The 19843-nt window shown below is 48.0% G+C and carries 19 protein-coding genes and 2 riboswitches; of the genes, 1 reads left to right on the top strand and 18 read right to left on the bottom strand.

The features are described 5' to 3' along the window. From V7126_RS02940 to V7126_RS02855, 18 genes are all read right to left on the bottom strand, one after another. The coding region (locus V7126_RS02940; protein ID WP_335496623.1) for an AIR synthase related protein at positions 1 to 624 on the bottom strand (624 nt) is incomplete at its 3' end. Beyond that, positions 608 to 1291 carry a phosphoribosylformylglycinamidine synthase subunit PurQ gene (purQ, locus tag V7126_RS02935; RefSeq protein ID WP_175075871.1) on the bottom strand — a complete coding sequence of 228 codons (684 nt, stop codon included), beginning with the start codon at positions 1289 to 1291 and terminating at the stop codon, positions 608 to 610. The genes V7126_RS02940 and purQ, both read right to left, overlap by 17 nt. Continuing rightward, positions 1288 to 1542, bottom strand: coding sequence for a phosphoribosylformylglycinamidine synthase subunit PurS (purS, locus tag V7126_RS02930; protein ID WP_046130445.1), 255 nt, complete (start codon positions 1540 to 1542; stop codon positions 1288 to 1290). Before purS ends, purQ begins: the two co-directional genes overlap by 4 nt. 1 nt (position 1543) lies before the next feature. Continuing rightward, positions 1544 to 2260 (bottom strand): phosphoribosylaminoimidazolesuccinocarboxamide synthase, encoded by a 717-nt coding sequence (gene purC / locus V7126_RS02925; protein ID WP_046130446.1) that lies wholly within the window; start codon positions 2258 to 2260, stop codon positions 1544 to 1546. Between the two features lie 75 nt (positions 2261 to 2335). Further along, positions 2336 to 3631, bottom strand: coding sequence for an adenylosuccinate lyase (purB, locus tag V7126_RS02920; RefSeq protein ID WP_046130447.1), 1296 nt, complete (start codon positions 3629 to 3631; stop codon positions 2336 to 2338). Then, complete coding sequence (purK, locus tag V7126_RS02915; RefSeq protein WP_175075870.1) at positions 3628 to 4770, bottom strand: 5-(carboxyamino)imidazole ribonucleotide synthase; 1143 nt, start codon at positions 4768 to 4770, stop codon at positions 3628 to 3630. Before purK ends, purB begins: the two co-directional genes overlap by 4 nt. Continuing rightward, positions 4763 to 5251, bottom strand: a complete 489-nt coding sequence (purE, locus tag V7126_RS02910; RefSeq protein WP_046130449.1) for a 5-(carboxyamino)imidazole ribonucleotide mutase — start codon at positions 5249 to 5251, stop codon at positions 4763 to 4765. The genes purK and purE overlap by 8 nt, the downstream gene beginning before the upstream one ends. 134 nt (positions 5252 to 5385) lie before the next feature. Then, positions 5386 to 5487, bottom strand: a riboswitch (purine riboswitch). Positions 5488 to 5565: 78 nt separating this feature from the next. Then, entirely contained in the window at positions 5566 to 5763 is a 198-nt protein-coding gene (locus V7126_RS02905; protein ID WP_046130450.1) for an NETI motif-containing protein, read from the bottom strand. Beyond that, entirely contained in the window at positions 5763 to 6284 is a 522-nt protein-coding gene (locus V7126_RS02900) for a DUF2179 domain-containing protein (RefSeq protein WP_099047095.1), read from the bottom strand. Before V7126_RS02900 ends, V7126_RS02905 begins: the two co-directional genes overlap by 1 nt. 252 nt (positions 6285 to 6536) lie before the next feature. Further along, positions 6537 to 6707 (bottom strand): hypothetical protein, encoded by a 171-nt coding sequence (locus V7126_RS02895; RefSeq protein WP_164918136.1) that lies wholly within the window; start codon positions 6705 to 6707, stop codon positions 6537 to 6539. Positions 6708 to 6828: 121 nt separating this feature from the next. After that, a complete protein-coding gene (locus V7126_RS02890) occupies positions 6829 to 7602 on the bottom strand; it encodes a hypothetical protein (RefSeq protein ID WP_046130452.1) in 774 nt (257 codons plus the stop codon). A 221-nt stretch (positions 7603 to 7823) separates the two neighbouring features. Further along, the gene (locus tag V7126_RS02885; RefSeq protein ID WP_046130453.1) at positions 7824 to 9149 is read right to left on the bottom strand and encodes an NCS2 family permease; all 1326 of its coding nucleotides are present in this window, start codon (positions 9147 to 9149) and stop codon (positions 7824 to 7826) included. 127 nt (positions 9150 to 9276) lie between these two features. Then, a riboswitch (purine riboswitch) is annotated at positions 9277 to 9378 on the bottom strand. A gap of 188 nt (positions 9379 to 9566) precedes the next feature. Then, entirely contained in the window at positions 9567 to 11108 is a 1542-nt protein-coding gene (guaA, locus tag V7126_RS02880; protein ID WP_046130455.1) for a glutamine-hydrolyzing GMP synthase, read from the bottom strand. A 188-nt stretch (positions 11109 to 11296) separates the two neighbouring features. Next, positions 11297 to 13519, bottom strand: coding sequence for a DUF4129 domain-containing transglutaminase family protein (locus V7126_RS02875; RefSeq protein ID WP_373688016.1), 2223 nt, complete (start codon positions 13517 to 13519; stop codon positions 11297 to 11299). A 1-nt stretch (position 13520) separates the two neighbouring features. Continuing rightward, the gene (locus V7126_RS02870) at positions 13521 to 14732 is read right to left on the bottom strand and encodes a DUF58 domain-containing protein (protein WP_175075868.1); all 1212 of its coding nucleotides are present in this window, start codon (positions 14730 to 14732) and stop codon (positions 13521 to 13523) included. Positions 14733 to 14739: 7 nt separating this feature from the next. After that, positions 14740 to 15693, bottom strand: coding sequence for an AAA family ATPase (locus V7126_RS02865; protein WP_175075867.1), 954 nt, complete (start codon positions 15691 to 15693; stop codon positions 14740 to 14742). A gap of 133 nt (positions 15694 to 15826) precedes the next feature. After that, positions 15827 to 16705, bottom strand: a complete 879-nt coding sequence (locus V7126_RS02860) for a cation diffusion facilitator family transporter (RefSeq protein ID WP_175075866.1) — start codon at positions 16703 to 16705, stop codon at positions 15827 to 15829. A gap of 311 nt (positions 16706 to 17016) precedes the next feature. Further along, positions 17017 to 18021 (bottom strand): acyltransferase family protein, encoded by a 1005-nt coding sequence (locus V7126_RS02855; protein ID WP_175075865.1) that lies wholly within the window; start codon positions 18019 to 18021, stop codon positions 17017 to 17019. Between the two features lie 256 nt (positions 18022 to 18277). Between V7126_RS02855 and V7126_RS02850 the strand changes: the two genes are divergently transcribed. Continuing rightward, positions 18278 to 19819, top strand: a complete 1542-nt coding sequence (locus tag V7126_RS02850) for a multicopper oxidase family protein (protein ID WP_175075864.1) — start codon at positions 18278 to 18280, stop codon at positions 19817 to 19819. The last annotated feature ends 24 nt before the right edge of the window (positions 19820 to 19843 follow it).

Below are 19843 nucleotides of genomic sequence, written 5' to 3'. Positions count from 1 at the left end.
GCCGACGCCTTTCGCCTGCCCTTTTTTAATATCTTCATGGTTGATCAGCCCGACGCACATTGCATTGACGAGAGGGTTGCCTTCATAGCAGCTGTCAAACTGCACTTCGCCGCCGACGGTCGGGATTCCGATGCAGTTGCCGTATCCGGCAATGCCTGCGACTACTTCTTCAAACAAGTACTTCACGCGCGGTGAAGTGAGTTCGCCGAACCGAAGAGAGTTTAAGACTGCGATCGGCCGCGCACCCATCGAAAAGACATCGCGGATGATGCCGCCTACGCCTGTTGCAGCTCCTTGATACGGTTCAATCGCCGACGGGTGGTTGTGCGATTCGATTTTGAACACGACCGCCTGATTGTCGCCGATGTCGACGATCCCCGCGCCTTCCCCGGGACCTTGAAGGACGCGGTCGCCTTTCGTCGGGAACTTCCGCAGGATCGGCTTCGAATTTTTGTAGCTGCAATGCTCTGACCACATCACCGAAAAAATCCCGATTTCCGTATAGTTTGGAAGCCTTCCGAGAATCGATTCGATCATGGCGAACTCGTCATCGCTGACGCCCATTTGCTGATAAAGTTTCTCTTCCTTAATTTGTTCTTTACTTGGTTCAAGCAGTAGCGACATGAGTTTCCCTCCAATTTTTCACGATGGACTGAAATAGTTTGAGACCGTCGGCGCTTCCGAGCATAGTGTCGACCGCGCGCTCAGGGTGAGGCATCATGCCCAGTACATTGCCTTTTGCATTCACGACGCCTGCAATGTCGGCGACGCTTCCGTTGATGTTGGTTCCATATGTGAACGCAATCTGGTTGTTTTCTTTCAGCCTGGCAAGCGTGTCTTCGTCACAATAGAAGTTTCCTTCACCGTGGGCAACCGGAATCGTAATCGATTCGCCTGCAGCATAAGAAGACGTGAACATGGTTTCATTGTTTTTGACGATCAGTTCGACAGGGCGGCAGATAAATTTCAAGTCTTTGTTGCGTCTCATCACGCCCGGCAATAATCCGAGCTCCTGCAAGATTTGAAATCCGTTGCAGACGCCGAGTACAGGCTTTCCTTCTTCGGCTGCTTTTTTGACGGCCGGCATGATGTTTGCAAAGCGGGCGATCGCGCCGCACCTTAAGTAATCACCGTACGAAAAGCCCCCTGGAATCAAAACGCCGTCATACTCCTCAAGACTTGTGTCCGTGTGCCAGACGTATTCCGCTTCTTCGCCGAGTTCGTCTTTGATGGCGTGGAACATGTCGATATCGCAGTTAGAGCCCGGTAACACAATCACCGCAAATTTCACTGTGCGACAACCTCCTCGACTTCGTATCTGTAATCTTCAATCACCGTATTTGCCAGAAGCTTTTCGCACATTTCTTTGACCAAAACGTCAAGGTCGCGGTCTGATTTTTCGATTGTAAGCTCCATGTATTTGCCGATGCGGACTTCCTGAACTTCTTTGTAAGACATGCTGTGCAAAGCATGCTGGACAGCGCTCCCCTGAGGATCTAGGACACTTTCTTTCAAGCTGACATAAACTTTCACTTTGTACATTTTACATGCCTCCAAGTCTTTTGAATATTTCTTCGTACGCATCAGTCAATCCGCCTAAATTCCGTCTGAACACGTCTTTGTCAAGTTTTTCATTCGTTTCTTTATCCCACAGACGGCACGTATCCGGCGAGATTTCATCGGCGAGCAGCACGCAGCCGTTTGCATCAAGCCCGAACTCAAGCTTGAAATCTATCAATCTGACACCGATCGCCGCGAAAATCTGCTGCAGCTCTTCGTTGACCTGTCTTGTGATCGATTTGATGGTTTCCACCTGATCGGGTTCAGCCGCTTGCAAAATCCAAATATGGTCTTCTGTGATCAGCGGGTCGCCGAGCGAGTCGTCTTTATAGTAAAACTCGATGAGCGGATGTCCCAGCTCAGTGCCTTCAGGAATGCCGAGCCGTTTGGACATGCTCCCCGCAACGACATTGCGGACGACGACTTCAAGCGGGATGATGTTCACTTTTTTGATAAGCTGTTCGGTTTCAGAAACCCTCTTCACGAAGTGATTTCCAATCCCTTTCTCATGAAGCCTCGTGAAAATCATGCTCGAAATTTCATTATTTAAGCGGCCTTTTCCGTCGATTTCGGCCTTTTTTTCTCCGTTAAAAGCCGTTGCAGAATCCTTGTACTCGACAAACAAAATATCGTCATCATTCGTAAGAAAAATCTTTTTCGCTTTTCCTTCGTATAAAAGTTCATTTTTCACAATATTCACAGAAGGCCTCCTAACCCGAATGTTGGAAATATTCCATCTCTTATTCTCCCGCCTGAATAAGGCGGGAGGTTCATGTTATGCCAAACCTAAGCGCTCAAAGATGAAGTCGACGTTTTTCAAATGATAATTGTAGTCGAAACAGTCGGCGATTTGTTCAGAGGTGAGTCGCGACGTAATGTTTTCCTCGGCTTCGACAAGCTGGCGGAACGGCACCTGCTTCTCCCATGCCTCCATCGCTTTCGGCTGTACTGTGTCATACGCTTCTTCGCGTGTCATGCCGCTGTCGATCAGAGCAAGCAGGACGCGCTGTGAATAGATCAGTCCGAGCGTGCGGTCCATGTTGCGCTTCATGTTTTCAGGGAACACGGTCAGGTTCTTCACGATGTTGCCGAAGCGGTTCAGCATGTAGTTCAGCGCAATCGTCGCATCAGGCAGAATGATGCGTTCCGCCGAAGAATGGGAAATATCGCGTTCGTGCCAAAGCGGTACATTTTCGTAAGCCGTCAGCATGTAGCCGCGGATGACGCGCGCCATTCCCGTCATGTTTTCAGAGCCGATCGGATTCCGCTTATGCGGCATCGCTGATGAGCCTTTCTGTCCTTTTGCGAAAAATTCTTCAACCTCGCGCGTTTCGCTTTTTTGCAGACCGCGGATTTCAACGGCAAATTTTTCGATGCTCGTTGCGATCAGGGCAATTGCCGCCATATAATCGGCGTGTCTGTCGCGCTGCAGCGTCTGTGTGGAAATCGGCGCCGGTTTTAAGCCGAGCTTTTCGCATACGTACTTCTCGACGAAAGGATCGATGTTTGCGTATGTTCCTACAGCACCGGAAATTTTTCCGACTTCGATGCCTTCCTTCGCCTGTTTGAAGCGCTCCAGGTTGCGCTTCATTTCTTCGTACCAAAGGGCAAGCTTTAAGCCGAATGTCGTCGGCTCTGCATGCACGCCGTGTGTGCGTCCCATCATGACCGTATATTTATGCTCTTTTGCTTTTTCTTTTAGGATGTCAATAAATCTCTCAAGGTCCTTGAGCAGGATGTCGTTGGCCTGCTTTAATAGGTAGGAAAGAGCGGTATCGACAACGTCCGTTGACGTCAGACCGTAGTGAACCCATTTTCTTTCTTCGCCGAGCGTTTCGGACACGGCGCGGGTAAAGGCGACGACATCGTGGCGCGTGTCTTTCTCGATTTCTAAAATTCGGTCGATATCAAATGACGCGTTTTGGCGCAAAACCTTGACGTCTTCTTTAGGAATGACGCCAAGCTCCGCCCATGCTTCACATGCCAAAATTTCGACTTCAAGCCATGCCTGAAACCTGTTTTCATCCGTCCAAATCGCGGCCATTTCCGGTCTTGAATAACGTTCGATCATTGTTCTCTTCCTCCATCTCTTTCAGTCCACTTTTCAGTCATCTGCTGAATCCAATGCTGATCAGGTTTTCTCATAAATGTAATATGCCCCATTTTGCGGCCGGGTTTTACTTCATGTTTTCCGTAAATATAAAGCTTCGCTTCTTTCAGCAGCCCAGGCTCTTCCTGAACCATGTACACTTCATCGCCGAGAAGATTCACCATCATTCCTTCTTTGAGAAGGTCTGTTTTGCCGAGCGGCAATCCGCAGACGGCGCGGATATGCTGTTCAAACTGGCTTGTTTCGCAAAGATCAAGCGTGTAATGGCCCGAGTTATGAGGGCGCGGCGCAAGTTCATTGACGAGCAGCCCGCCGTCTTCCGTAAGAAATAGCTCAACAGCCAGCGTTCCGACGAGCTGAAGCTTTTCGGCGAGCCGGACGGCGAGGTCAGCCGCTTTTTCCTGAATCGCCTCATCGGCTCTTGCCGGAACAATGCTTTGAAACAAAATGTTGTGTTTATGAATATTTTCAGCAGCCGGGAACACTGCGGTTTCACCGTTCACCGATCTCGTCACGATGACGGACAGCTCCATTTTAAAATGCACCCAGCTTTCCAAAATGCACGTTCCATGCTCTAGGAGCGCTGCTGCTTCTCCGATTTGGGCTTTTTCCTTGATCACATACTGCCCTTTTCCGTCGTATCCGCCGCGGCACGTCTTCAGCACCGCCGGAAGCCCGAGCTCTGACGCAGCCGCTTCAAGCTCTGTGCGGTCATGAATGATTCTGTACAGCGCAACCCTGCAGCCGGCTGATTCGATCGCTTTTTTCTCCGTCTCCCTGTTTTGGGTCAACAGCAAAAGCTCGCTTCCCTGCGGCAGGTAAGCATTCTCTTTTAGCCAGTTAAAGGCGTGATAGTCGATGTTTTCAAATTCATAGGTGATGACATCGCTCGCTTCCGCCAGCTTTTCGATCGCTTCTTGATCATTGTAGGCCGCTGTGATTTCAAGGTCCGCCACCTGTCCGCACGGCGAGGAAGGAACGGGATCAACGACCGCTATGCGATAGCCCATTTGCTTTGCGGCGACAGCCATCATTTTGCCGAGCTGGCCGCCTCCGATGATACCGATTGTCGCACCGGGAAAAATCGTTTGTTTATCCAAGCTGATCACTGCTTTCCAACACGGTTTGTCTGATCGTTTCCCTTCGTTCGCTCAAAACGCGGGCTATTTTTTCATCAAACGCGGAAAGGATTTGCGCCGCCAGCAGTCCCGCATTGACGGCTCCCGCTTTTCCGATCGCCACGGTAGCCACCGGAACGCCGCCAGGCATTTGGACGATTGATAAAAGCGAGTCAAGTCCGTTCAGCGCTTTTGACTGCACCGGAACGCCGATGACGGGCAGCGTCGTTTTGGACGCGACCATTCCCGGCAGATGGGCAGCGCCCCCCGCTCCGGCAATGATCACTTTCAAGCCCCTTTCCCGCGCCGTTTCGGCATAATCAAACATGAGATCAGGCGTCCGATGAGCGGAAACAACCTTTTTCTCAAATGGAATCTTTAATTCTTCTAGTATGCCGCAAGCATGCTTCATCGTTTCCCAATCTGATGTGCTTCCCATAATAACACCTGCAAGAGGCTGCATTTGATTGTCCCACCTTTAGCTGTAATTCATCGCAAACAAAAAGCCCGGCTTTGTATTGCATGTTAGGAAGCAACACAAACCGGGCATGGCGCGTTAATCGTCAGTCGTCCGCTTCTCGCGATTTCCATGTCAGTTTATTGTCCACTTTCCTGCATAGTCCGATGATTTACGGTCATCGGGTAGAGACTTATGGGCCATATTCCCAAGATTATATGAGGTCGTGTTTTCATGTCATGTTTATCTTAACAACGGACTTCCATAATGTCAACGACATTATCGAACAATACTATTTTTTATTGTTTTAATGTTCGGTTTTAGGTCAATTTCCCTTCAAATATAATTTTCCTTCCGCACGGAACAACCTGAATCGTTCCATTTTCCTCCGTTTCTTTAAACACAGGCTCCTCCATCCGGCGCACCGGCGTATATCCTTCTTCCTGCATGCGGCTCAACACGGCGTCGATCGTTTCGCCTTCAGCCACTTCAAAGCGTTTTTTCTTCGGCTTTGTCATTACTCTTTAATTCTCCTTTTCTTAACGGCTTTCACCCAGAAGCCGCCGTGGATCGTTTTCGGTTCGTAGGAAACGATAAAGGCTTTTGAGTCAATCGATTTGATCGTCTCGTACAATTGCAGTTCATACCTTCTCGGCGTCAAAATCTGCATCGCCGTTCTGTCGCCTTCAAGTCCGCCGACGACCCAGTGGGTGACGCCGTACCCTTTTTCGCGGAGCTGTTTCGGAAGGTCCAAATCAAGCTCCTTCGTAATCGCGTTTACCATAATATATCCGAGTGCAAGCTTTTCTTCGATTTTCGTCCCTACGATAATTCCGATTCCAAATCCAATCGCATAGGCGATCACGTTTTGGATTTGATTTAAATTATCTAAAACCAGCCCAAGTCCGACGACGTAGACCAGCATTTCGATCGTACCGATAAAAGCGGCCAAATACCGCTGACCTTTCAATGTCAGTATCATTCGAAGGGTTAAAAATGTTACATATATAATATTGATAACCAGAATAATGCCAACCATACTCACAGCGTGGATAAATGCCGTGTGAAGCAACTCCAATCCCTCCTTTAGATGCAGAAGCAATCATATTCTACTAGAGAAATTCCGCATATACAATCCTGTAATGTCCTTGCTTCACCGCAAAATTTTTCGACAATCTGACATCGCGTTCCAATTATGATCAGTTTACCCTTTTTAGAGAAGTTTCAAAGCTTGTGAAACAACAAAAAAAAGGCGTTTTGCAAAACGCCCTGGCCTGTGCCGTTATCATGCTTACGGCCGCTTTTTTGTATGATGTTCCGTTACTGAACGATGCACCTTTTCAAGATCAGTCAGCGTATATGCCGATAAATCGTTTGTATTGTCTATCCGTCCTGACTTCACGATCTGTCTGATGAGCCATTTCTTTTTTTCATAAATGGCTTTGCGGAGAAAATTGGCCATTGATTACTCCCCCCGATCCGAACTGACATGTGTTTTTATATTATACTTATTATTCTTATGAGTCAACTCGGATTTTATGATCAAAAAAGCCGGTTCTACATGTGAACCGGCTAAAGGCCCGTTACACCGGAACGAGCGAAGACAGCAAATAGCCGACCATGAACTTCCATGTCGCTCCGGCATATACCAATTCGGCCAACAGGACGGCAAAGACGAAATACATTAAATCCGCCCGCGCCCTGCCGCTTTTTTCATAAATGGACTGAATCATGATAAACGTTCCGAATACCATTCCCAAAAACATCAGGATCGACAGGATCACCGTCATCGTCGTGATGTTTAAAATCGCACAAACCATCCACAGAGCGGCAGGGATGATAAAAGGAACCAACAGCGAGCCGTACTTGGCCGCAGTTTCGGCAAAAGACAGCTTATTCTTCAGCCAAAACCTCGACGCCGCCCAAATCGCCGCGATGTTCCAGAACATAAAGATCATGCAGTAAAGGAAAACGACGAGAAACACTTCCATGAATGAGACCGACACGCCAAATCCAAGCACCCTGCCGCGGCCGGACAATAGCTGATAAAAGTTTCCGAGCGAAAAGAAAACGGCTAACAGCGTCATCGAAATAACGGAATACTTAAAATAAGACCGGTCGTTTTCTTCGGCCGCCTGTACAGGGGACTTTAACACATCGAGCATAAAGCTGAAATAACGGACTAAAGCGGCATTTACGCTTCGCAAAACCGTTTTGACTTTCTTCTGCGGTGTTCCGTCTGTTTCCTTTGCCGCCCTCGCGTTGCGCGAGCTTCTGGACATTCTCGATGCCGGCTGATCTATCTCAGGTTCATGATCTTCATCACGACTTTTTTCTTTATATTGTTCATCAATCATATAAGCAACTCCTATTCTTTGCCCAAAGCTAACGCTACTGATTTCTTTTATAAATTACCTAAGCCTTGCAAAACAGTCAAGCAAAACCACTATTTTAAAACAGATTTGGCGGTCATTATATATAACGCTGAACGAACGCGAAAAGTTTTGCACGGTTCGCCTAATTTCGAGATATACACAAAAAAGCCGATAACCCGCAAGAGTTATCGGCCGCGAAAAGCTTAATGATTCAAGAAAATAAAGTAAAGAATAAAGATCACAAACAAACAGTACATAATCGGATGTACTTCTTTCGCTTTTCCTTTAAAAATCATAGTGATCGGATAAAAGATAAAGCCGATCGCAATCCCGGTCGCGATGCTGTACGTCAGTGGCATGCAGATCATCGTTAAAAACGCGGGAACGGCGATTTCAAACTTGGTCCAGTCGATTTTGCCGAGAGGAGCGACCATCAAAACGCCGACAACGATCAATGCAGGAGCCGTCACATTTGATGTCACGACGGTAAGCAGCGGAGAGAAAAACATCGCAAACAAAAACAGAATTCCTGTTACGACAGCCGCAAAACCGGATCTTGCGCCTGCGGCAACACCCGCGCTTGATTCAACATAAGAAGTCGTCGTTGATGTTCCGAGGACGGCGCCGACAACGATGGAAGACGAATCGGCAAACAGCGCCCTGCCGGCTCTCGGCAGTTTGTTTTCCTTCATTAATCCCGCCTGCGTCGCCACTGCTACCAGCGTACCGGCGGTGTCAAAAAATCCGACAAACAAAAACGTTAAAATGACGATCAGCATATTCAAAGAAAAAATATCGTGCAAATGAATGATGGCTTGTCCAAACGTCGGTTCAAGGCTTGGAATTTTGTCGACAATCTTTGTCGGCGCATCGATCAAGCCGGTCAATATACCGGCCACGGCCGTGATCAGCATTCCGAAGAAGACGGCTCCGTTCACCCGGAGCACCATCAAAATGACGGTGACGATTATTCCGAAGATCGTCAGCAGCACAGGACCGCTGTGGATGTTTCCGAGAGACACGAGCGTGCTCGGATTCGCCACGATAATTTTCGAACCTTGAAGACCGACAAATGTAATGAAAAGGCCGATGCCGGCGCCGACTGCCAGTTTAAGCTCCGGCGGAATGGCATTGATGATTTTTTCCCTCAAGCCTGTTAATGATAGACCGACAAAAATAAGTCCTGAAATGAATACGCCCGATAAAGCCGTCTGCCAGGAAATCCCCATGTTCAAGACGACGGTGAAAGCAAAAAACGCATTCAGTCCCATTCCGGGAGCAATGGCAATCGGATATTTCGCGATGAGGCCCATCAAAATACAGCCGACGGCAGAAGCGATCGCAGTCGCTGTAAAGACTGAACCTTGATCTATTCTTAAATCTTTCGGAAAATCAGTGACTGAAGCGAGAGAAAGGGTAAGCGGGTTGACAAACAGAATGTAAGCCATTGACAAAAAGGTTGTCAGTCCGCCGATGATTTCTCTCCGATAATTTGTATCCAATTCGTCAAACTGAAAGAAACGCTTCAAAATGGTAACTCCTCTCGATTTTCTGTCGTTTTTATTGTTTCATAAACCTTTGCTTTTAAACAAAAAACGCCCCAATGATATGGGACGCTTGACTACGGCATATTTCATACTGAATGTTTTAAAAAATCAAATCAATATATACCAGCGTAGTCAAGCTATTTACGGTAGCTTGGTAGAAACTTATGGGCCATATTCCCATGATTATACGACAAGTTCTTTTTCAATTACTATGCTATTGTAACAATATCTTACCGTAAACACAATACAAAAAAGCGAACATTATGCAAAATAACGTCCCGCTATGTTCGTTTACTGTATGTTCCAATTCGGCCTCCGCGTTCTCCGGAAAGCTATCGAAATAAAACATTATCCCAACAATAAAAAGCCCCAAATCCGTTAAGATCCGGGGCATCTTTATTATTCCCATTCAATTGTGGCAGGCGGCTTAGAGGTAATATCGTACACCACTCTGTTGATGTGCTTCACTTCGTTGACGATCCGCGTCGAAATCTTTTCGAGGACATCCCACGGGATTCTTGCCCAGTCTGATGTCATGCCGTCGATAGAAGTGACGGCGCGAATGCCGATTGTGTAATCATATGTTCTCGCGTCTCCCATGACTCCGACGCTGCGGATATCAGGAAGGACGGTGAAGTATTGCCAAATGTCGCGGTCAAGGCCGGCTTTGGCGATTTCTTCGCGCAGGATCGCGTCTGATTCACGGACGATCTCCAGCTTTTCTTCCGTTACTTCTCCTAACACGCGAATTCCAAGGCCCGGGCCGGGGAACGGCTGGCGCCAAACGATCTCATCAGGAATGCCGAGCTCTGTGCCGAGCGCGCGAACTTCGTCTTTAAACAGCGTATTCAGCGGTTCGATCAGCTCAAACTGCATGTCTTCCGGCAGTCCGCCGACATTGTGGTGAGACTTGATCGTCTGCGCAGTCGCCGTTCCGCTCTCGATAATGTCGGTGTAAAGCGTTCCTTGTGCAAGGAAATCGATTCCTTTCAGCTTGTCCGCTTCATCGTCAAACACGTAGATAAACTCATTGCCGATGATTTTCCGTTTTTGTTCAGGATCTGAAACACCTTTCAGCTTGTTGAGGAAGCGGTCTTTTGCATCGACTTTGATGACGTTCATGTTAAAGCCTTCGCTGAACGTCTTCATGACGCCTTCTGCTTCACCTTTGCGGAGCAGGCCGTGATCGACGAAAATACATGTCAGCTGATCGCCGATCGCTTTATGGATCAGCACTGCGACGACAGAGGAATCGACCCCGCCGCTAAGCGCGCATAACACTTGTTTGTCGCCGACTGTTTCACGGATTTTTTGCATTTCGATTTCGATGAAGTTCTCCATTGACCATTCTCCGGCACACTCGCAAACCTCGAAAACGAAGTTTTTCAGCAGATCGTTTCCGTATTCGGAGTGGCGGACTTCCGGGTGGAACTGAACGCCGTACCATTTTTTGTCTTTTTTGCTCATCGCGGAATTCGGGCAATGATGGCTCGTCGCATCAACGGTGAAGCCTTCCGGAACTTCAACAACTAAATCACCATGACTCATCCAGACGACCTGTTCTTTCGGAAGATCTTTAAACAGATCAGGCTCGCCTTTAATGTGAATGTCCGCTTTTCCGTACTCACGCTGACTTGCCGCTTCCACTCTGCCGCCGAGGTAATGGGTCATCAGCTGCATGCCATAGCAAATTCCAAGAACCGGGATGTCCAGGTCAAAGATCTTTTCGTCACAGCGGAAAGATGCTTCGTCATATACGCTGTTCGGACCCCCGGACAAAATAATTCCCTTCGGATTCATTTCCCTGATTTCCTCCGCCGTCAAAGTGTGCGGATGCAGCTCGCTGTATACACCAAACTCACGTATGCGCCGAGTGATCAGCTGGTTGTACTGACTTCCAAAATCCAATACAAGAATCATTTCATTTACTAACTTCGTCATGGTGTCACCTCTTTATCAAATTGTCTTTTGCACAGAAAAAATGGCGGCAGACATACAGCAGTCCTGCCCCCATTCGCGGGACTAAGGCCCGGCTTTGTTTAAACGGCAGACGCCGGGCCTGCCAGCAAGAATATATAAGGGTTTTTAATATTCACTTATTCTAACAATAGGAAAGATAGCGGTCAAGACTATCTCCTTTTAATTAAATTTTCCCATAACTCAACTGATTCATGCCAAAGCTCCCTCGCATTTTCTTTCCGATAGAGAGCCCGTTCATACATCAGCGTCAACCGGGTCATGTCATCGGTTTTGTAACGTTCATCAACCTTTTCCGCAAATTCGCGGAGCGTCTGGCCCGCTTCTTTTTTCATGCCTTTTCGCTTCAGCTGGCGGAGCAGTTCGTCATAAGCCTTGAAGAAAACGGCGTCATCCCGCCGTTTTTTCAGCCTGAAAGCAATGACCAGCGGCAGCCATTTGGCACGGGTAAAGTAAAATGACGCCCCGGCGGCAACGATGATAAGCAGCACCGCTCCACCGCTGAGCGCACCTGCGGCGTCCCAGCGTTCCACATCTGCGCTTTGACGGTCTTGTTTTTCATCAAGCGCCTGCTTCTGATCGTTTCTTTGCTTCTCTTCGGCAGTCTCCTCCGGCCGATCTCCGTAATGATTCTGTTCTTTTTCGGCCGCTTCATGAGAAGCATCGCCAGGCTGACTGCTTGACTGCTCGACTAATTGCTCCGGATTGATAAAACCTTTTGTCGGTTCAAATGTCACCCATCCCTGCCCTTTAAAGTAGACTTCGACCCAGGAATGGGCATTGTTGTTTGTCACTTCATAAACGTTATGATTCCGGTCCTGCGACGTTCCGGCATACTGTCCCGATGTATAGCCCTTCACCCAGCGGGCCGGTACACCGGCAGACCGCAAGAGCACGATCATGGCCGTTGAAAAGTTGTCGCAATACCCGATTTTCGTCTCAAATAAAAATTGATCGACGTAATCCTGATGATTTTTCGGAACGGCAACATCTTTCGTCTCATACGAAAACTCGGAAGACCCGAGATAATCTTCAATCGCTTTCGCTTTGTCATACACGTTGTCATGATCTTTCGTCAAATCATGGGCGAGCCGTTTGACACGCTCAGGAAGGGAGTCAGGGAGCTGCAAGTATTTTTGATGGTCTTTGCTCCATTCTCCTTCAGTATCCATGCTGATGCGCTGAAGTTTTTTCACGTCAAAAACAGGAGATTGGTAGGTCACTGTATAGCTTCCAAGGTTTTTCACGTCGGCTCCCATCTTGCCGACCGGAACGATCCGCTCCGTTCGGCTGTTCATCGCGAGCGGCACAAAATTGTCCAATAAGATGTCCGTCGTCCCGATCGGGTAAAGGACATGGTGATAGCGGTAAGCCGGATTGATGTCGACCTTGACTTTCCACGTTTGCGTTTTTACGCCGTCTTCATACCATGCATAATGAAGCTTCGTATCATCAAGGTTGATCGATGTTCCCGCTTTCTCATCTTCAGTCCAGCCTTTGCCGGTGTAATAGCTTTTCGTTTCGACTCTGAAATAGCTTCTTTCATTGCCCTGCCACGAAAACACCCGTGTATCGTCCTGCGTAAACGGTCCGCCCAATGATTCATCATTCGTTCCATAGCCGACTTTGGTTTTTCCCCCTGAAGAAAAATCGCCGTTTGCCGCCGTTTTGAGGAACGGAACCGGATCAGGCCAGACCGGATCGGCCTTCGGCGCAGCTATTGCAATGGCCGCGGCGACAGCCGTCATCAGCACGAGAGGGGCAAACCATTTGGCAAATAACGATGGAGAAGCTTTGAACTTCTCGCTTTCCTTCATCCGCTCCAAAAACAGCATTCCGAGCAGGAGAAAGCCGAACACAACGATCCGGATGATCGCATGCGACGCGTCAAACGGCGTAAACGTATCGATCACCGTAATATAAACGACGGTCATGATGAAAAAGAAGAAAATTCTCCGCTGATAAATCACCCAATAGTGCAGAAGGTAGACGAGCAGCCAAAGCAGGACGAAAAAGAGCAGCGTCCGAAACAAAGGCGACATATCCCGCCACATCCCCGAAAAGATGTACGACAGATTTCGATTGACATCGCCTGCCAGCATTCCGAGCCAGGAAGGTTGAAGCAATGATCCCTCGTAAAATATCCAATGAAGGGCAAACAGAATGAAACCGAGGCTGACCGGAAACCTGATAAACCAGGGAACTTTAAAAAATGTCATCAGAAAAACGACAGCGATAAACACGATAAAAAAGAAGGTATGCCCCGTATCGGTAAAATACTGCAGGGGGCGGAGCCACTCCCAAAGCAGCAAAAAGGTTAAAACGTAAAAAATCAGCTGACTGATCCGGCCGTTTTGTTCTTTGGACATCATCATCTCACCTCGCTTTCAAAAAAACATGCGAAAAGCGCTCTCCGCTAATGACGCTGACTTCGATTCCGCGCGCTTTTACATGCTCAATCGCCGCATTCTCTTCCGGTGAGACAGCGCCGCCTTTTTCTTTGATGAGAAATACGGCCGGCGCCTTGTCTTTCGATGCGTTTCCCAACACGTGCGATAACGCCGCTGTCATGCGGCCTGTCACGATATATTTCGCCGTCTTCCTCATATCGGGCAGCTGAAGCTCGCTCTCCAGCAGCTTGTGAAACGGATGGGGGGAATCGCAATCTGCCAGCGCCAAATGATAAAAGAGCTTTCTTAAATGATCTTCTCCGCCGCGGATCGGAAACAAGGATCGATCTTTCCCAATCGAAACAAGCCCTGCATAGGCCCCGTTTTGAAGAGCCGCGCGCAGAACCGAAGCCGTAAAGACAACGATGTCTTCAAAAGCAGGAGAAGGGGTACGATCCATGAAAACGCACAAATTCCGGCCCTTCACCTGTTCAAACTCCTTTGTCATCAGCCGGTTCCGTCTCGCCGACGTCTTCCAGTCCACCCACGAAAAGCGGTCCCCCGGCTGATATTCCCTCACGCTTGAAGCCAAATGGCTGTTTTGCCTCTGAAAGTCTGCGGCATGTCCGGCTTTATCGTCAAAGCTTCCAGTATTGGCATCGTACGCGATCTTTTGATACGAAGGCAGAACGAGAAATGAGGTTTCAAGCCGCACATATATTTCCTTTTCCAGAAGCCCCAGGGGATCGCCTGTACGGATTCTGACCGTGTTCAGACGATGATCGCCCCTCGGAACGGACGGGATCGTATAAGCCATTTTGATTTCTTTTTGAAACCAGGGAAAAAGAAACCTCACCGCTCCCTGCGCATGGCCGTTTTTTAAAAGAGAACCGGGAAGGCAGTCTTCAACGATCATAAACATAAGCGGAAACGGAAATTTTCTCTTTATCGTAATCACGGCTTCAAGCTGATCGCCGGCTTTAAACTGTCCGCGGCTGAGCGTTCGTTCGGCCTCGATTTTCTTCAGCGGGTAAGTTGCAAACAAGACGGCGTACAAAACGAAGGGAAGAAAAACGTAAAACAAAAACCAGCTGACAAATCCCCCTTGAAACATCGCATAGCAGAACGTCGATATAAAAAGAAGAAATAAAATAAACAGCTTCCACCAAAACCTGATATGACCGATACGCTCTCTCATGATCTGCTCATCGCCTTCCAACGGGAACCTTCGCTTTCGCCATGATCTCCTGAAGAACCGTCTCCGGCCGCTTCCCTTCAAATTTCGCCTCCGACCGCAATATCATTCTGTGCGGAAGCGTAAAAGGCGCAAGGTACTGGATATCATCCGGTATAACATAATCGCGGTTATACAGGAAAGCAAACGCCTGTGCAGCTTTCATCAGGGCGATCGAACCGCGGGGGCTGACGCCGAGATAGACGTCTGAATGATGTCTTGTTTGTTGTGTGATGTCAACAATATATTCTTTTATGGAAGCATCCACATAGACCGTTTCGGCCTCTTTTTGGAAGCCGGCCAGCTCATCCTTCGTGATCACCGGCTCAATCTCTTCAATCGGACGGCTTTTTTCCTGAAGGTCCAGCACCTGAATCTCTTCGGCGACCGTCGGATAGCCCATTCGAAGCTTGAATAGGAAGCGGTCAAGCTGGGCCTCAGGCAGCGGATACGTTCCTTCGTATTCCACCGGGTTTTGGGTAGCCATGACAAAAAAAGGCTTAGAAAGCGGCATCGTCACACCGTCGACGGTCACGCTCCCTTCCTCCATCGCTTCAAGCAGAGCCGACTGGGTTTTTGGCGACGTACGGTTGATTTCATCCGCCAACACGATCTCCCCCATAATCGGGCCTGAACGGTATTCAAATTCAAGGGTTTTCGGATTATATATGGAAACGCCTGTTACGTCTGATGGCAGTAAGTCCGGCGTAAACTGAATTCTCTTAAATTCGGCGCCCGTCGATTTCGCCAGCGTGCGAACCATCATCGTCTTCCCCACTCCGGGCACATCCTCCAAAAGCACATGGCCGTTGGCAAGAATGGCGGTCAGGCTCAATACGGCAATATCTTTCTTTCCTACCATTACGTTATCAATATTATCGGCTACTTTTCCCAAAACAGGGTGCAGCGTTTCTTCGTAAGCCATCCTTTTCCTCCTCATGCGTACGGATTCGAAATTGATTTAACTTTACGATAAACGATGTTTCGGCAGAAAACAACTAAATGGTTAAACTCTCTTTCTATGTAAATAAAAATAACCTTTTCCAAAATGGAAAAGGTTATTTTTCGCCGTCTCTGAACGGTTCTATATGAACATGGGAATGGATGATCGAGTGCTCCTCCTGCATTTTTCTTTCGATCTCATCGGCGATATCGTGGCTTTCCAAAATGTTCAGATCAGGCCTCACCTCTACGATGACTTCAACATGCACGGCGCTTCCCAAATATCTCGCCTTCACATCCTTGATCCTGCCGACGCCGGGAACTTTTTGAATCGTTTCTTTATATGTCGAAATATCCTTTATATCAAATCCGTCCGTCAAGGAATGAGCGGCTTCTTTAAATATGTCCCACGCGGTTTTGCAAATGATCAGCCCGATGATAAACGCCGCTAAAGTATCGACCCAGGCGAGGTTAAATTGCGACGCAAAAATACCGGTAAACGTTCCGATGCTGACGATGGCATCAGATCTATTATCTGCAGCTGCCGCATGCAGCGCCTGGCTGTTCACCCTTTCGGCGAGCCGTTTATTATAGGCGTACACCAAAAACATGACGGCCGCACTCCCGACCGCCGTCCATGCCGCTATCATATCAGGAGTCGTTTCCCGCGGATGCAAAAACGTCTCTCCCGAACTATACAGCACATCAAGCCCGACAACCATCATGATAAAAGAGGCGACGAGCGAAGCGATCGTCTCGGCTCTGAAGTGTCCGTACGGATGGTCTTCATCAGGCGGCTTTTGCGAAATCCTGAGACCGATCAGCACCGCTAAAGAGGCAATGATATCCGTCGTATTGTTAAGCCCGTCTGCCTTGAGGGCCTCGGAATGAAAGACGTATCCGATGATCAGCTTAACGGCCGACAGAACGAGGTAAGCGCAAATGCTGACCCACGCCCCGGTTTCTCCTTTTTTTAATTCGTCGTACCTTTCCATAAAAAGCTTCCTTTCCCATCCGTGTATTCGCTTTTTAATCATACAAAGCAAAACTTGAGTGAGTCTATAGAAACATGATTCACTTCTTGCAGAATTATAGACGCCATAGAACATTTTTTAACGGAGGAAACATATTTCAATTCGGCCAATCCCTGATAAAACCCGGCGCATCAAGGTTTTCCAAAAATTGCTTCCGCCCCTCGGAATAAAAGCAAAACGGCTTCCGCGTCTTTTCTGAATATTATTTCTTTTTTTCATAAAGGAGATAACGGCAAAAGCCTTGCAGCAAAATCTCCTGCAAAGCTTTTCATTCAGCATCTTCTTCTCCTTCCGAGCAAGACCGGGTACCTGTTCAAAATGAAAATGCACGGAACCATAATCACCAAGGTTGCAGCCGTATAAACGCCGCCCCACACGACAGAACCGTAGGTCTCATCAAGAGAAACATTCATAAGGTAATAAACGACGGCTTTTAACGCCCGGATCACCGGGTAGTGAAGGACAAGGATAACCAATGAATTTTTGCCGAGGAATTGAAGAGGCGCTGCATGCTGCAGCTTAAAGCTTGCAAAAATCACGCCGGCCGTCCCTAAAAATGACGTGATATAAAAGATCGCCATGTTCCCGTACTCATTCGCTCTCATATCCACCCTGACATTCTGGCTTTGAAGAAAGCCGACAGCAATAAACAGAATCACCGCGATCAGCAGTGCCTTGCGATCCTTGACGTTCCGCAAATCGCGTTTCAGAAAATAACCGGCAGTGTAGAAGGAAAGGGCGGTCAATGCCACTTCGATATTCCACGGAAGCTTGATTTCGAAATATTGATAATTGAAATAGCTTAGCAGGGCGCATAACACGACGATAAATACGAGATGCCGGGCCTTCAGCCAATTTCTCATTACGAAAAACAGCATTTCTACAACGAACAGACATGTTAAAAACCAGAGAGCCGGATTATGCGTCAGCATATAATCATCAGGCATGGAATAGAAAATCCCTTTAAATGGAACAAGCGGATCGACGTCCGAGCTGCCGCTGAACGTAAAATCCCTTTCGACGAAAAACCAAAACAAATAGGCAAGGGCGGAAAATATGAAGTAAGGCAGAAGGAGCGTCTTCACCTTTTTGTACAGGAACGAAAGAAAGGTCATATTCGCATCATGGTAGACAAGCCCTGACAAAAAGAAAAACAGCGGCATATGAAAAGAAAAAATGAAGGTCTTCAGCCAATCGGTCGTCGGCGTATGACCTAAAACGACCAAAATAATTCCCAGCCCTTTTGACACATCGATCCAATCTATGCTTTTCGGCACAAGCCAAACATCTCCTTTCAAGCCGCTTTCAGCTTACCCATAATGTAACACCGCCAAACGGGAAAACTCCACTTCCGCCCTCTTAAAAACCGCTTTCAATACGATATTTAATGGTTTTGAAACATCTTGTTCATTTCTTCGTAATACTCAGGCTCTTTTCGCCTGCGTCTATTTCTTTCCCCAGCAGGAACCTAAACACAGGTCCCGTCTTATAATATACTGACCTATTTATCAGAACATAGAGGACAGGTGAAACATGAAGCTTGAAAAATTTGTCGACCCGCTGCCCATTCCAAAAGTGATCAAACCTCATACAAAAAGCAAGACAAAAACCTATTATGAGGTAACGATGAAAGAGTTTTATCAAAAGCTTCACCGGGATCTTGAACCTACCAGGCTTTTCGGCTATAACGAAAGCTATCCGGGGCCTACGTTTGAAGTCAAAAAAAACGAAAAGGTCGCCGTCAAATGGATGAATAAACTGCCGCGCCACCACTTTCTCCCGATTGACCACACGATTCACCATGACGGGCATGAAGAACATGAAGTGAAAACGGTCGTCCATCTCCACGGCGGAAATACGCCGGCGGACAGCGACGGCTATCCGGAAGCCTGGTATACGAAGAATTTTAAAGAAACGGGGCCGTTTTTCGAAAGGGAGGTGTATGAATACCCCAATCATCAGGACGCTTGCGCTCTCTGGTATCATGACCACGCCATGGCGATTACGAGGCTGAATGTATATGCGGGCCTTGTCGGCTTATATTTTATCCGCGATAAGGAGGAACAGTCATTAAACATACCAAAAGGAGAATATGAGGTCCCCCTTTTGATCCAGGATAAGTCGCTTAATGAAGACGGTTCATTGTTTTACCCGCGGCAGCCTGAAAACGCGTCCCGCGACCTGCCGAATCCGTCGATCGTTCCCGGATTTTGCGGGGATACCATTTTAGTGAATGGCAAGGTGTGGCCGTATGCTGAAATCGAACCGCGAAAATACCGTTTCCGGATTTTGAACGCTTCAAATTCAAGAATATTTGAGCTGTATTTCGATTCAGACCATGCGATGTATCAAATCGGAACAGACGGAGGCCTTCTCCAGTGGCCGGTAAAAGTCCAGTCGCTTACGATCGCCCCGGCTGAAAGGTTCGACATCATCGTCGATTTTTCGGATGCCGAAGGACAAACGATCACATTGAAAAACCGGATCGGCTGCGGCGGAGAAGAAGCAGATCCGGAAACCGATGCCGATATCATGCAGTTCCGTGTGACAAAACCATTAAAACAAAAGGATACGAGCAAAATTCCAAGCATATTAAGAAAGCGGCCGTTTATCAAAAAACAAAAAATCGACGCCATCAGAAAATTGACATTGGGTGCGTCGCAGGATCAATACGGAAGGCCCGTCCTGCTCCTGAACAATACGCGATGGAGCGATCCCGTAACTGAGAAACCTAGGCGCGACAGCACCGAAATTTGGTCGATCGTCAACGCAGGAAGAGCGATTCATCCGATTCATTTGCACCTCATTCAATTTTTCATTCTCGACCACCGCCCGTTTGATACAGAGCGCTTTCAGCAAAACGGAGAACTGATTTTTACAGGCCCTGCCGTCGCTCCGGCTGCAAACGAAAGAGGCATGAAAGATACCGTAAAAGTTCCGCCTGGATCGGTCACGCGGATTCTCGCCACCTTCAGCCCGTACAGCGGCAGGTATGTATGGCATTGCCACATACTGGAGCATGAAGATTATGATATGATGCGGCCTCTTGAAGTCACTGATTTTCATACTCAATAACAAAAGCCTCCCGCAAAAGGAGGC

This window comes from Bacillus sp. JJ675 (assembly GCF_036963165.1).
Lineage (GTDB): Bacteria > Bacillota > Bacilli > Bacillales > Bacillaceae > Bacillus > Bacillus glycinifermentans.
Note: the sequence above shows the minus strand (reverse complement) of the source record. Positions and strands in the feature narration are given on the sequence as shown.